Here is a 13926-nt window from a genome sequence, read left to right on the forward strand (position 1 = left end):
TTCTCACCGGTCGGCGCGAGTTCCCGGTTGATCGCTCGTGTCCGCCGCCGGACCCGGCGGGGATACCGCGGGTGGCCGTCGGCGCGCTGTGGTGATGCTGTAGGTGAGGATCGACGACAACAGGATCACCAGCACCGGAGCGACCACCGGCGCCCACACCAATTCGATCGGAAGCAGCGCGGCGGACCCGGCCGCCGCCGTCCACAGGACCGCCCCAACGACCGATGGCAGGGTGGTCGGCACGACCCCGCGCGGCGCTGTGACGGTCGCGATGTTCAGCAGATAGGCGGTGGCCACCAGCCCCGCCGCGGCCGCCGCGACCAGGCCGGTGTCGGAGAGCGCGAGGACCCCGATCACCAGCAGCACCGCGCCGACTGCCGCCCAGCGCCACCACCAGCCGAGCACCACCAGCACAATCGTGGCCGGGGCCGCCCACGGCTGGATCAGGGCGACCAGCAGCACCAGCAGCGTGCCGGACAGATGCGCCAGGAATTTGATCATCGGCGTACCCGGATCATCCGGCGGTGCCGGGGCAGCAGGCGCATGGTCTGGTCGAGGCGGGTGTCAGCGGCCCACGGGACGATATCCACCCCGACCGTGCTCATATCGCGGTACATCGACATCCGTTCCAGCTGCCACATCTTCTTCATGGTGGGATCCAGATCGCCGGTGAAGGGGGTGCCGCGCAATACATCCACGGCCACCACCACGTGCCCGCGTTTGCGCAGGTCGATCAGTGCGAGAGCGAACTGGGTGTCCAGCAGGGTGGTGAACGCGACGATGACCGCACCGAGCGGGACCGCGGCGTAGGGCGCCAGGGTGCCGGTGGTGGGGATGAACTCGTCGCCGACGTCGAGCACGGTGTCGACGATGCGATAGAACTGCCGCCGGCCGATATCGGGACGCAGCCAGCGCGGCGACTGCCCCAGGCAGACGACAGCGGTGCGGTCGCCGGCCTGCAGCGTGGACTGCACCACCTGCGCCGCCCCGCGCACCGAAAGTTCCAGCGCGTCACTGGCGGGCCCGGGCGCCTGCTGGGAGGTGTCCACCAGGACGACGACGTCGGCGGAACGGTTGGTCAGGCGTTCGGTCACGTACAGGCGGCCGCGGCGGGCGCTCACCGGCCAGTTCACGATGCGCAGCTGATCACCGGGGGCGTAGGGGCGGATATCGGCATATTCCACGCCCGGACCGTGTCGCCGGGTGAGGTGCACGCCGAGCCGTTCGGGAAGTTCGGTGCGCGGCAACCGCATCCGCTGCGGGTCGGTGATCGGGTAGACGTAGATCTCCCCGGCGGGCAGGGTCGCGGTGGCCAGTGCCATCCCGGCCGGGCTCAACGCCTTGACCCGCACCTTTATCGGATACCGACCCCAGCGCGCGGCCGACACGGTCAACCGCAGCCCGGCCGGTGCCGTCCCGGAATCCGCGGACTCCTCCACCGTCACCGTCATCCCGTCGACCGCGACCGGTTTACAGCGCAGCAGCGCCTGCCCCTGATCGACGAAGGCCGCGATGGTGACCGTGACCTCCTCGTTCTCGAAACACCGCTGGGTGCCCCCACCGTCCACCTGGATCCGGGTACGCGATACCTGCCAGGGCGCACTGGCCAGCACACCGAGCATGGGCGAGGCGAACACGACCAGCTGCCAGCTGCCCGCGACCACCGCGACCAGCAGCGCGACGGCCGAGGCGATGGCCAGCAGGTAGGTCAACGGGGCGGGACGCCAGCGCAGGCGGGCCTCCACCGTGGCACTGGCGTCGCGATGTCTCATGGTGTGGCGGCGCGGGGAACCGGCAGGCGGCGCAGCAGTTCGCTGATCACATCCTCGCCGCGGATGCGCCGCACCCACATCTCCGGCCGCAGGGTGATCCGGTGCGCCATGGCGGGGATCGCCAGCGCCTTCACATCTTCGGGGACCACGAAGTCACGGCCGTTCAGCAGGGCCCGGGCGCGGGCCATCTGCACGAGATCCAGCTCCGAGCGCGGACTCGCACCGACCTCGACCTGCGCGTGGGCCCGGGTAGCGCTCGCCAGCGCCACCACATAGCTCACCACGTCCGGGTGCACCGAGACGAACTCCACCGAGTGCCGCATCTCCAGCAGGCCTTTGGCGTCGACCACCTGGCCCACCTGCGGCGGCACGGCGCCGCGTTCGAGACGGCGGCGGATCATCCGGGTCTCGTCCTGCTCGGACAGGTAGCCCAGGCGCAACTGGATGGCGAACCGGTCCAGCTGCGCTTCAGGCAGCGGATAGGTGCCCTCGTATTCGATGGGGTTGTCGGTGGCGAGCACGATGAACGGCTGGGGCAGCGGGAAGGTCTCACCGTCGATGCTGACCTGTCCCTCGGCCATCGCCTCCAGCAGCGCCGCCTGGGTTTTCGGCGGGGTGCGGTTCACCTCGTCGGCGAGCAGCATATGCGTGAACACCGGACCGCGGCGGAACGTGAAACGCCCGGTGGACATGTCGTAGATCGTGGAGCCGAGCAGGTCCGCGGGCAGCAGGTCGGGGGTGAACTGCACCCGGGTGAAGTCCAGGCCGAGGGCGGCTGCGAACGACCGCGCGATCAATGTTTTGCCCAGTCCGGGCAGATCCTCGATGAGCACATGCCCGCCGGACAGGATCGCGATCATGATGAGCTGTAGCTCTTCGCGTTTGCCGACCACCGCCCGGGAAACCTCCCGGAGCACGGCTTCGGTGCGTTGGACGGTCGCGTCCAAGGGCATCGTCATGTGTTTTCTCGCAATGGGTCGACCCGTTTCACATTCTCTGAAGGCGGCTCAGGATCTCGTCCAGAGCCGCGCGGCCCGGCGCGGGCGTGTTCTGGTCACGCAGCGCCGAATCGGCCGGGTCCACCCAGCGCCACAGTTCGGCGCCGAACAGATGGATCCCGGCGTTTTCCAGCGCCCGCCGGTTCTTGCTGACCCGCAGGCCGGCGGACAGTTGGAACTCCTTGGCCAGCAGCGGTCGCAGATGCCGATCCCAGTCGGCGCGGCTACCGTCGGCGCGGTCGACGAGCATTTCGGCACGGGCATGCCAGTGGCGCAGCATTTCGGCGGGCCCGTTCTCCATCTCGTCGGCGAGTTCCTTTTCTCTCTTCTCCGGGCGCAGCAGCACCCAGACGAAGCAGCACAGCGCGATCGCGACCGGCACCCCGGCCGCGATCAGTACGAATTCCCGGGCCCGCAGGCACGCGGCCACCTCGAGGCCCGCGACCGCGAGGATCGCGGCCACGACGATCCAGGGTCTGCTCATCTCGGCGCCACCCCGCTCGGCGCACCGACATGCGGCGGTAGGGCGGGTGGATAGCCGCCGGGATCCGGAGCGGCCGATACGGCCGGGTCCGGGGTGCTCTGCAGGTCGGAGAGCGCTACGCGCAACAGTTGTTCGGCCCGCATCCGCTGCCAGGACAGCATGGAATGCGGGCTGAACCGTGCCTCTTCGAACAGCGCGACCAGTTCCCGGGCCGAGGCCTCGTGCAAGGCCCCGTGCTCGAATGCGCGCGCCAGCACTTCCATGGGTGTGTCCGAGGCCAGCGGGGCCAGGCCACGCGCGTAGACCAGACCGCGTTCCATTGCCAGATAGCAGGCGATGATCGCGGCGCGCGGGTCCTGTCCGGCCGCGCTCATGGCGGCCAACCCCATCTCGGCGGCTTTGACCAGGGTGTCGGTATCGGTGGTGGGCAGGTCCCCGGTAGCCGGCAACCCGTCATCGGGTTCCTCGGCTCGTTCCCGCCGCTGGGTGTTGACGGTGACGACGGCCAGACCGGTCACCGCCACCGCCACCAGTGTGCCCGCGGCCGCCGTGGCCAGGAACAACCCGGTTCCGGTCAGGACCGGTTGATCCTCCTCCGTCCCGGGTGGCACCGCGGGGTGCTGCGGGGCGGGAGATCCCGGCGGCGCGGCCGGAACCGGTTCGGCGACGCGCTGGAACCCGATGAAGTAGACGGCGAACACAATCGCCGCGAGGACACCGACGAGGGCCAGCAGGAACAGCACGGCCAGGCCGAGGCGGCCCAGCCGCCAGTGCGACTCGGTGTCGGCGTCGAGGTCGGGCAGGGCCAGCGGGAGCCGGTGCTGGGAGGCGATCACGCCGGCCAGCAGCACCACGATCGAGACGGTGAGCAGCACCGGCATCAACGCCACGGTGAGGGCCGACGCGTTGCCCGCCGAACCGCTGCTTTCCGGCATGCCCGGGATATGTCCGCGCAGCGCGATGACAGCGCCGAACAACAGCGCGAACACCGCCACAATGCGCGCGATCAGCGCCCGCGACCCGGCCAACCCGATACCTCGAACCTGCTCACCGCCAAGAACAGCCACATGCTTACATGCCGGACAGCCGGTCCGGGAGCGAATCGGCAATATGAAATGACGAGTTTTTCACGTTTATCAGCCCCTTGTCGGCAAACCTACTGCGTATTGCGCGATCGACAGTTACATCTTGTTCCTGACTGTGAACACTCACAAGCTCGTCGCCGATACAGCGACCTCTGAAGATCCTCTCCACTCGCTTCCGAAGCCGGAATCGAGTCGGCACCGCGCCGCGGGCGGTAGGTGAACCCGGCGCGGCGACCCCTTGGTTGACGGCACAACGTCGAGCCGGGTGACGCGGCGCGGTCCGCCCCGAGGACCTGCCATGGAGCGGTAACACCGGTCCAGCGGTAATCAGCGCTACCACGGTCACTCGGGCCGCAAAGGTAATATCTTCCAGGGTATTCCGCCTTCGCGTACCGAAGACAATGCTTCCACCAGCCCACCCGACGGCTCACCCGGGAATATCACATGATCTATGTCGGAAATCTTGACACCGCCGTGCACCTGCGCTTCTACGTATTGGTGCCTCAGGAAATCGGCTGAATCGTATTTCCGGTCGATCCCGGCCAGGACACCGAGCGGCGCACGATAACCGAATTCCGTATCCGCGGCGCCATGCGGGACGATGCCATACGACCAGGCGTCGGGTTTCAGCAGTGGCGACGGCCGCGTGTAATGGCTATACGTCACGGCATCGCCGACACAGGCGGTTGCGCGTCCGAGCACTTCGGGTTTCAGAACCACCTGAACATCGCCGTAGACTGCGAGCGCGTCGCTGTCACGTGCCCCGGATGCCTGTTCACCCAGTATCCGCACATATCCGGAAACCGGACGCAATTCTGGTGGGTATCCGCGCCGATCGTATCCGAAACAATCGTCATGCAGCGCGATCCGTGAGCGAACTACATTGCTGTCCGGATGTGAGATTTCTACGGCCGTGACGAAGCGTTTGTGGTGCAGAACTCCGGCAAGTCCCTGCGGGGTGACACGGATGGCGATATCTTTGTTCGCGAACAACTCCCGTAGCTGATGCCGCATGACGATGCGTACCTCCTCGGGCCGAGCGCCGAGCTGTTCGGATAATTCTCCAAGGTTACGATGGAGAGTGTCGAACTTGTGAAAATCAACCGGATAATCCCGGAACTGATCCCACATCTCTTCCAATGCCGGCCGTCTCTCCCGGTCCGGCAACCGGATCGTATTCTCATACATTTCCCGATAGCGTTCAACCATCTCGTATGGCGGTTCCGGGCGCATCGGATTCCACAGCGCACCGCTGTTTCCGTCCATACGAAACGCACCGTGTGGGCCGGTATCGAAACGACCGTGCAGCTCGGCGTTTCTCGCATCTTCCAGCGCGTGTGTAAATACCAGGCGATCCGTTGCCTGCCGATTCGCGCTCCGGAATATTTCGGTCCCCTGGTCAACCTCCTTGTACGTGTTCCGGACATGTCCGCTCAACGTTCTACTTATCGTCTGCACCGCATCGCCCACAGCGCGCTTGGCACCCAACAGAAGTTGGATCACCGAATTGCTCGCCACCATCGTCGAACCATGCCAGCCCTGGCAACCACCCGCAACAGCAGCCGAAGGCGGCGGAAGAACCTATACGACAGAGTTTTTCGGCTGCCGGGACAGCGAGGCGGGTTCGACTACGCTACCGGTCCGCACTGAGGACCAGGCCCGAAGTCGGCACCCCGGTCCCCGCGGTTACCAGAACGTTCTCCGCATCGGCGACCTGATTGACCGACGTCCCACGCAACTGGCGCACGCCCTCGGCGATGCCGTTCATTCCATGGATATACGCCTCCCCCAACTGTCCGCCGTGGGTATTGATCGGGAGTTTTCCGCCGATTTCGATAGCCCCGCCGGCAATGAAATCCTTGGCTTCACCGCGCGGGCAGAAACCGAGTTCTTCCAGCTGCATGAGGACGAACGGGGTGAAGTGGTCGTACAGAATCGCGGCCTGCATATCGGCGGGCCGCAAACCGCTCTGCTCCCACAGCTGGTCGCCGACCAGGCCCATTTCCGGCAACCCGGTCAGGGCGTCGCGGTAGTAGCTCGTCATCACGTACTGATCGGCACCGCTGCCCTGCGCCGCGGCGGTGATCACGGCCACCGGGTTCGGCAGATCCCGCGCCCGCTCCACACTGGTCACCACGATCGCCACACCGCCGTCGGATTCCTGACAGCAGTCCAGCAGATGCAGCGGTTCGGCGATCCAGCGCGAATTCTGGTGGTCCTCCAGGGTTATCGGCTTGTTGTAGAAGAACGCGTCCGGGTTCACCGCCGCGTGCCTGCGGTCGGCCACCGCGACCCGGCCGAAATCGGCGGAGGTCGCGCCATAGACGTGCATGTACCGCCGGGCGACCATCGCCACCTGCGCGGCGGGCGTACCCAGACCGTGCGGATACGACCATCCGGCGTCGATACCCGAGGACGTGGGCGCGGCCGCCAGCGAGGTGGAGAACTGCCCGAACCGGGACACCGACCGCTCGTTGAACGCCCGGTACGCCACGACCACATCGGCGACCCCGGTCGCCACGGCCATCGCCGCCTGCTGCACGGTCGCGCATGCCGCGCCACCGCCGTACCCGATATGGCTGAAGAACTTCAACTGCGGAATGCCGACCGCGCGGGCGACCGCGACCTGCAGGTTGGTATCCATCGTGAAGGTGGTCAGCCCGTCGACATCGGCCGGGGTGAGCCCGGCGTCGGCCAGGGCCGCGCTCACGGCTTCGGCGGCCAGCCGCAGTTCGCTGCGACCGGAATTCTTGGAGAAATCGGTGGCGCCGATCCCCGCGATGGCGGCCCGGCCGGACAGGGGATGTTCCGAATTCATCATGCGCTCCTCGTTCCGCGGACTGGACACCGACTGTGCGTCGGGGCTGCGCTCACGCCCCGCCTCCGGCACCCGGTACGGTCGCGACCACCGTCGCGACGATGTGATCGCCCAGACTGTCCTTGCCGACGACCTCCAGCCGGACGTCCGCGCCGTCGAGTTCCACGACCTTGCCGGTGAGGGTCAGCGTGTCGTACGCGTACAGCGGCACCCCGAGACGCAGCGCGATGGATTTGACGACCGTGCCCGGACCCGACCAGTCGGTCACGAACCGCTGCACCAGACCGGTATCGGTGAGGATGTTGACGAAGATGTCCTTCGAACCGCGTTCGACCGCCTTGTCCCGATCGTGGTGTACGTCCTGGAAATCCCGAGTGGCCAGTGCGGTGCTGATGACGAACGTCGGATCGGCGTGGATCGACAGTTCGGGCAGTTCGGTACCGACCCGGACCGCGGCCGGATCGAATGTGGCGGTCATGGGTTCACCTTCCAGAACGGCAGCACCGTATCGTCGTCGAGCTTCTCGAAACCGGCCACGACCGCCAGCCCGACCTCGACCTGCTCGGGTTCGACACCGCGCAGTTCACCCAGCATCCGCACCCCCTCGTCGAGTTCCACCAGCGCGACCACGAACGGCAGATCGCGGCCCGGCACCTTGGGTGCGTGGTGCACGACGTAGCTGAACACCGTGCCCTTCCCGGAGGACACCACATAGCCGACCGGTTCGGTCTTGTCCTGCCAGATCGCCGGGATCGGCGGATGGCGCAGGGAGCCGTCGGGAAGCCGCTGGATCCGCAGCTCGCCGGCCTTCGTGCCCTCCCAGAAGAACTCGGTGTCCTGGGAGACCAGCGGCCGCACCCGTTCGGCGGGTGCCGGTTCCGGGGCGGCGGCCGCGCCCGGGGCGAACTTCAGGATGCGGAACAGCATCTCGGTGACAAGCTCGTCGCCGACGTACCAGCTGGTGCGGTAGGTCAGGAAGAAACCCTCGCCCAACCCGGTACGTTTCGGGCCCTTGATGCTGTCCAGCGCGCTGGTGATGCTCACCTCTTCGCCGGGCCGCACATAGCGGTGGTAGATCTGCTCGCAGTTGGTGCCGACCACCGAGGTGTACCCGGCGGAGTCGAGCAGCGCGTTGGTGGCCTCCATCGGATCGTCGGACGGACGGCGGCCACCCAAACCCAGCATGGTCCACACCTGGGCCATGGCGGGCGGGGCCACGATCCCGTCGAACCCGGCGGCCTTCGCGGCCGCCTCGTCGACATAGACGGGGTTGCTGTCGCCCAGCGCCTCCACCCAGTTGTTGATCATCGGCTGGTTCACCGGGTCACGGCCGGGCCGCGGCGCGCTGGCCCCGGCCGCCTTGATCTGCTCCGCGGCGGCGATGATCGCTTCCGGAGTACTTGTGTCCGGCACGCTGCTCCTTAGGGTCGGGTGGTTCGAGAGGGTGCGACCGCCGGCCGGTGGCGGGCCGCGGCCGGGCTCATCGAATCAGCGGGGTACGCGGGGCAGTTTCAGGCCCGCGGAGGCGACGAGTTCGCGCATCACCTCGTTGACGCCGCCGCCGAAGGTCACCACCAGGTTCTGCTTCGTCCGCCGGTCGAGCCAGGTCATCAGCTCGGCGGTCGCGGGTTCGGCCGGGTCGCCGAACCGGCCGATGATCTCCTCGGCCAGCCGGCCCGCCTCCTGCAGCGATTCGGTGGAGAAGATCTTGGTCGCCGAAGCGTCCGCGATGACCTGCGACGGATCGATGTCCGGATCGTCGGCGGTGGCCGCCACCTGCCAGTTCAGCAGTTCGTTGAGCCGGGTCATGGCATGGATACGCCCTAGTGCCGCGCGCGCGTCGGGATCGTCGAGCACGCCGCGCGGCCGCGCCCAATCGCGGACGCGGTCGTAGAGCTGTTCGATCTTGCCCGACGGTCCCAGGCTCACCCGCTCGTGATTGAGCTGGGTGGTGATCAGGCGCCAGCCCTTGTTCTCCTCCCCGACCAGCATGTTCGCCGGAACTTTGACGCTGTCGAAGTAGGTGGCGTTGGTGTGATGGGCGCCGTCGGCGGTGATGATCGGAGTCCAGGAGTAGCCCGGATCCTTCGTATCCGCGATCAGGATGGTGATCGCGCGGTGCCGGTCGGCCACCGGACCGGTGCGGCAGGCCAGCCAGATGTAGTCGGCCTCGTGTGCGCCGGTGGTGAAGATCTTCTGACCGTTCACTATCCAGTCGCCCGAATCGTCGCGGGACGCACTGGTGCGCAATGCCGCGAGATCGGTACCGGCCTCCGGCTCGGAATATCCGATGGCGAAATGGATATCCCCGGCGAGGATCCCGGGCAGGAACTTCTCTTTCTGTTCCTGCGTGCCGAACTGCTGCAGCGTCGGTCCGACGGTCAACAGGGTGACCAGCGGCAGCGGGACATCGGCCCGGGAGGCCTCGTTGTAGAAGATCTGCTGTTCGACCGGGCCGAAACCCTGGCCGCCGTACTCCTTGGGCCAGCCGACACCCAGCCGGCCGTCGCGGCCCATCCGGCGCACCACCTCGCGGTAGGCGTCGCCGTGCCGGTTGACCGCCATGGCGGCGGACTCCTCCGGCGTGACCAGATCGGCGAAGTAGGCGCGCAGGTCGTCGCGTAGTTTGCGCTGTTCGCTGGTCAGATCTATGAACACCCTGCCCCCAATCGTTCGAGCCGCAACGCGGCGCCGCCCAGCCAGCGGGCGAGGTCCTTGGACTGTGAGTAGTAGCGATGCATCGAGTGGGTGACATCCACTCCGATACCGCCGTGCAGGTGGTGACATTTCTGCATGGCACGCGGAAGTTCCGCGGCCACAGTGTAGGCGAGCACGTTCAGATCGTCGTCGATCCGCTGCTGCCGCTCCGGACTCGAATCGTCCTGTCCGAGAGCCCAGTTGGCCGAGACCGCGGCCACATGCAGCGTCCGGGACACCACATAGAGATCGGCGATCTGCTGGGCCACCGCCTGGAATTCGGCGAGTGGCCGGTTGAACTGCTGCCGGGTGCCCACATGGGCGGCAGTCAATTTCACCGCACCCGAGAGCAGACCGTCGGCCGCCGCGCCGATGGCGGCGAGCACGAACCGGTGCAGTCGCGGGCCCGCGTCCGGCAGCAGTCGGTCGGCGGGCATCTCGACCCCGTCCAATTTCACCGAGAATTCGGCGAGATCGCCGGATACGGCCGAGGGGGTCAGGAACAGACCCGGGGCGTCCGAATCGACCACCGCGACCCCGGAATCCGTGGTCACCAGCAGCCAGCGCGCCTGATCGGCACACGGCACCGCCACCTTGTACCCGGTGATCCGCACCTTGTCGCCGATCACTTCGGCCTGGGTGGTGGGTTCGGTGGTCAGGGGCGCGCCGGGTTCGCTGATCGCCGCGGTCAGCACCGCGCCCTCGGCGACCGCCGGGAACACCTCCGCGGCCACCGCCTCGGGCGCCGCCCCCAGCAACGGCAGCACACCGAAGCCCAGGGTGGGCAGCGCCGGGGCGGCCACGGCATCGGTGGCCAGCTCGGTCAGCAGCACCGATACGGCGTCGATGCCCATATCGTCGCCCCCGAACCGTTCCGGGAGCGCTACCGACAGCAGGCCCGTAGCCGTTATCTTGGGCCAGAGTTCGGCGTCGCGCGCCGCCTCCCGCTCCAGTAGTCCGACGACGACCTCGGCCACCGCCTCTTGAGCCTCGTCTCGAGTGAAGTCCACGTTCTGCTCTCCAGTCGTCGCACGAACTAACCGGCCGCGTCGCGGGGTAGTCCAAGAATCCGCTCGGCTGCCACGGTCAACAGGATCTGCTCGGTTCCGCCCGCGATCGACAGACAGCGGGTGAGCAGGAATTCCGAGGTGCCCGCGGTGGCCCGCGCGCCGGCCGGGCCGGCCACCTCGACGGCGAACTCGGCGACCGCCTGCCGGTGCCGCACGCCCACGAGTTTGCGCACACTGCTCTGCGCGCCGGGGTCGGCGCCGGCCAGGATCCGGACCGCCGCGCGCTGTTCCAGCAGCAGCCCGGCGATGGCGTCCGCGACGAAACCGCCCAGCCGATCGTTCAGCAGCTCCGACCCGCGTCCGGTCGCCGGGAGTTTGGCGATCAGCTCCTCGAGCGCCGGCCCGATCCCGTTACCACTCATGGCGACCCGTTCCGCCGACAGCGTGGAGCGGGCGATCTTCCAGCCGTTGCCCAGCGCGCCGACCACGCAGCCGTCGGGAACGAAGACCCCGTCCAGGAAGACTTCGCTGAACCGGGCCTCGCCGGTGATCTGCACCAGCGGCCGGATATCGACTCCGGCACTGCGCATATCGACCAGGAAATAACTGATGCCCTTGTGTTTGGGCGCACTCGGGTCGGTGCGCGCCAGGCAGATGGCCCAGTTCGCCTCCTTGGCCAGTGAAGTCCACACCTTCTGGCCGTTGAGCACCCAGCCGCCCTCGGTGCGTTCGGCGGTGGTGCGCAGGGCGGCCAGATCCGAACCGGCCCCCGGTTCGCTGAACAGCTGGCACCACACCACCTCGCCGTGCAGGGTCGGCCAGGCGAACCGTTCGATCTGCTCGGGGGTGCCGTGCTGGAGCAGGGTCGGGATCGCCCAGCCGCCGATGGTGAGGTCGGGAACGGTCAGCCCGGCCCGGCGCAACTCCTCCGAGATCACCAATCCGGTCATCGGATCGGCGCCGCGACCGTAGGGCTGCGGCCAGTGCGGCATGATCAGCCCCGCGTCGGCCAGCGCATCACGCTGCCGCGCGGCCGGCAGCGCGGCGATACGTGCGACCTCGGCGGCGAGTTCGTCGGTGGCCACCTCGGTATCGGTCGCACCGCCGGCCAGCGCCGCGTCGGCGAAGACCCGGTCGGCACCAGTGGTGCGGCGTTTACCGGCCCGGGTCAGCTCGGTGACACGGGTCCGCCAATAAGACGCGCCGCCCAGCAGCTGGCGCAGCGCGGTCGCCCGGCGCAGGTACAGGTGGGCGTCGTGTTCCCAGGTGAAGCCGATCCCGCCGAGTACCTGGATGCAGTCCTTCGCGGTGTCCACCGCGGCATCCAGGCCGATGGCGGCCGCGATGGCGGCCGCGATCGGCAGTTCGGCACCGCCGGAGTCCACCGCGGCGGCCGCGTCGGCGGCCACCGACCGGATGAGTTCGGTGCGGCACAGCATCCACGCGCAGATGTGTTTGACCGCCTGGAACGACCCGATCTGCCGCCCGAACTGCTCGCGGACCTTCGCGTAGTCGACCGCGGTCGTCAGGCACCAGCCGGTCACGCCGGCCAGTTCGGCCACGACCAGCGCGACCAGCAGGTCTTCCACCGCGTAGTCGGGGGTGAATACCGCGTCCGGGTCGATCCGGACCTCGGTGCAGCGGACCCGGGCCAGCGGGGTGGTCAGGTCGAGGGGTTCCAGGGCTTCGAGCTGCAGTCCGGGCGTATCCGGGCCGAGCAGGCACCAGCGCCGGCCGTCCGCGGTGTCCACCGGCAGCAGCACCGCGGTTCCGGGCGCGGCGCCGAGTACCGATTCCCAGCTACCGCTGAGCGTTCCGGCACCGTCGAGGACCGGCCCCGCCGGTCCGCCACCGGGCGCGGTCTCGTCCCCGGCGACCGTATCCAGCGCGATCCCGCAGGGCTGCTCCTCCGGCAGCCGCCCGGCGGTCACCAGGCCGGCGATCGCCGTGGTCAGCAGCGGGCCGCCGACCATGTCGTGTGCTGCCTGTTCGATGAATACGGCCAGATCGGAGACCGATCCGCCCGCGCCGCCCGCCTCCTCGGCCACCGCCACCCGGAAGATCCCGAGATCGGTCAGCGTTGTCCAGTACGTACGCCAGAAGTCGGTCGCGTCGGCCCGCATTGTTGCAATCGGTTGCGCCGCTGCTGCCCACCCGCTCATCGACTGTTGCACGGCTTTATGCTCGTCAGTGGTGGCGATGGTCACAGTCCATACCGCCTTTCCGGCGTGACTCCCACACCTAGAACATGTTCTAATATCCACGGCGGGCGGAAGTCAAGAGACGCGCCTACCGCATCGCCGCACGCGCTGACGTCCGCGACACGTCACGGAAAGGAAGTCCACTCCATGGCCAGCCCCTCCCGTTCCCAGCCCGGCGACCCGGGTGCGGCGACAGCCGCCCCCGTCACCACGCTGCGGGAGGACGAACTGAGCTCGGCCGCGCAGCGGGAACGCCGCAAGCGGATCCTGGACGCCACCCTCGCGCTCGCCTCCAAAGGCGGCTACGACGCGGTGCAGATGCGCGCGGTCGCCGAACGCGCCGATGTCGCGGTCGGCACCCTGTACCGGTATTTCCCGTCCAAGGTGCACCTGCTGGTCTCGGCGCTGGCCCGGGAGTTCGAGCAGTTCGAGGGCAAACGCAAACCGCTGGCGGGTCAATCGCCGGAGGAGCGGATGCACGCGCTGCTCTCCCAGATCACCCGGATGATGCAGCGCGACCCGTTGCTCACCGAGGCCATGACCCGCGCGTTCATGTTCGCCGACGCCTCGGCCGCCGCCGAGGTGGACCGGGTCGGCAAGGTGATGGACCGGGTGTTCGCCCGGGCCATGAACGACGGCGAACCCACCGATCGCCAGCTCGCCATCGCCCGGGTCATCAGCGATGTGTGGCTGTCGAATCTGGTCGCCTGGCTCACCCGCCGCGCCTCCGCGACCGATGTCTCCGAACGGCTCGAGCTGACCGTCGATCTCCTGCTCGGTCAACGCTCCTGAAGCCTGCACCGCCGCACCCGGTGACCGGGCCCCCGGTGGCTCGCCGACACCGGTGCGGCACGGCGATAT

Annotated in this window: 13 protein-coding genes; 1 reads left to right on the forward strand and 12 read right to left on the reverse strand. The window is 68.0% G+C overall.

The features are described 5' to 3' along the window. Nucleotides 1–3: 3 nt before the first annotated feature. From AB0H42_RS20645 to AB0H42_RS20700, 12 genes are all read right to left on the reverse strand, one after another. Entirely contained in the window at nucleotides 4–501 is a 498-nt protein-coding gene (locus AB0H42_RS20645) for a hypothetical protein (RefSeq protein ID WP_357058010.1), read from the reverse strand. Beyond that, complete coding sequence (locus tag AB0H42_RS20650; RefSeq protein ID WP_357058012.1) at nucleotides 498–1772, reverse strand: DUF58 domain-containing protein; 1275 nt, start codon at nucleotides 1770–1772, stop codon at nucleotides 498–500. Before AB0H42_RS20650 ends, AB0H42_RS20645 begins: the two co-directional genes overlap by 4 nt. Continuing rightward, nucleotides 1769–2731: a MoxR family ATPase gene (locus AB0H42_RS20655; RefSeq protein WP_357058014.1), complete on the reverse strand. Its 963-nt coding sequence runs from the start codon at nucleotides 2729–2731 to the stop codon at nucleotides 1769–1771. Before AB0H42_RS20655 ends, AB0H42_RS20650 begins: the two co-directional genes overlap by 4 nt. Nucleotides 2732–2759: 28 nt before the next feature. Further along, entirely contained in the window at nucleotides 2760–3254 is a 495-nt protein-coding gene (locus AB0H42_RS20660; RefSeq protein ID WP_357058016.1) for a hypothetical protein, read from the reverse strand. Further along, entirely contained in the window at nucleotides 3251–4321 is a 1071-nt protein-coding gene (locus tag AB0H42_RS20665; protein WP_357058018.1) for a DUF4129 domain-containing protein, read from the reverse strand. The genes AB0H42_RS20660 and AB0H42_RS20665 overlap by 4 nt, the downstream gene beginning before the upstream one ends. 360 nt (nucleotides 4322–4681) lie before the next feature. Continuing rightward, the gene (locus AB0H42_RS20670) at nucleotides 4682–5860 is read right to left on the reverse strand and encodes a hypothetical protein (protein WP_357058020.1); all 1179 of its coding nucleotides are present in this window, start codon (nucleotides 5858–5860) and stop codon (nucleotides 4682–4684) included. Between the two features lie 112 nt (nucleotides 5861–5972). Continuing rightward, entirely contained in the window at nucleotides 5973–7157 is a 1185-nt protein-coding gene (locus AB0H42_RS20675) for a lipid-transfer protein (RefSeq protein ID WP_357058112.1), read from the reverse strand. A 52-nt stretch (nucleotides 7158–7209) separates the two neighbouring features. Next, on the reverse strand, nucleotides 7210–7635 hold the full coding sequence (locus AB0H42_RS20680; RefSeq protein WP_357058022.1) for a MaoC family dehydratase: 426 nt from the start codon (nucleotides 7633–7635) through the stop codon (nucleotides 7210–7212). Then, nucleotides 7632–8570: an OB-fold domain-containing protein gene (locus AB0H42_RS20685; RefSeq protein ID WP_357058024.1), complete on the reverse strand. Its 939-nt coding sequence runs from the start codon at nucleotides 8568–8570 to the stop codon at nucleotides 7632–7634. Before AB0H42_RS20685 ends, AB0H42_RS20680 begins: the two co-directional genes overlap by 4 nt. Nucleotides 8571–8645: 75 nt before the next feature. Beyond that, nucleotides 8646–9815, reverse strand: a complete 1170-nt coding sequence (locus AB0H42_RS20690) for an acyl-CoA dehydrogenase family protein (protein WP_357058026.1) — start codon at nucleotides 9813–9815, stop codon at nucleotides 8646–8648. Beyond that, nucleotides 9806–10864 (reverse strand): acyl-CoA dehydrogenase family protein, encoded by a 1059-nt coding sequence (locus AB0H42_RS20695; protein ID WP_357058027.1) that lies wholly within the window; start codon nucleotides 10862–10864, stop codon nucleotides 9806–9808. The genes AB0H42_RS20690 and AB0H42_RS20695 overlap by 10 nt, the downstream gene beginning before the upstream one ends. A 26-nt stretch (nucleotides 10865–10890) precedes the next feature. Next, complete coding sequence (locus AB0H42_RS20700; protein ID WP_357058029.1) at nucleotides 10891–13071, reverse strand: acyl-CoA dehydrogenase family protein; 2181 nt, start codon at nucleotides 13069–13071, stop codon at nucleotides 10891–10893. Between the two features lie 141 nt (nucleotides 13072–13212). Between AB0H42_RS20700 and kstR the strand changes: the two genes are divergently transcribed. Beyond that, nucleotides 13213–13857 (forward strand): cholesterol catabolism transcriptional regulator KstR, encoded by a 645-nt coding sequence (kstR, locus tag AB0H42_RS20705; RefSeq protein ID WP_030524112.1) that lies wholly within the window; start codon nucleotides 13213–13215, stop codon nucleotides 13855–13857. Nucleotides 13858–13926 lie beyond the last annotated feature (69 nt).

Source organism: Nocardia sp. NPDC050799 (genome assembly GCF_040654015.1).
GTDB lineage: Bacteria > Actinomycetota > Actinomycetes > Mycobacteriales > Mycobacteriaceae > Nocardia.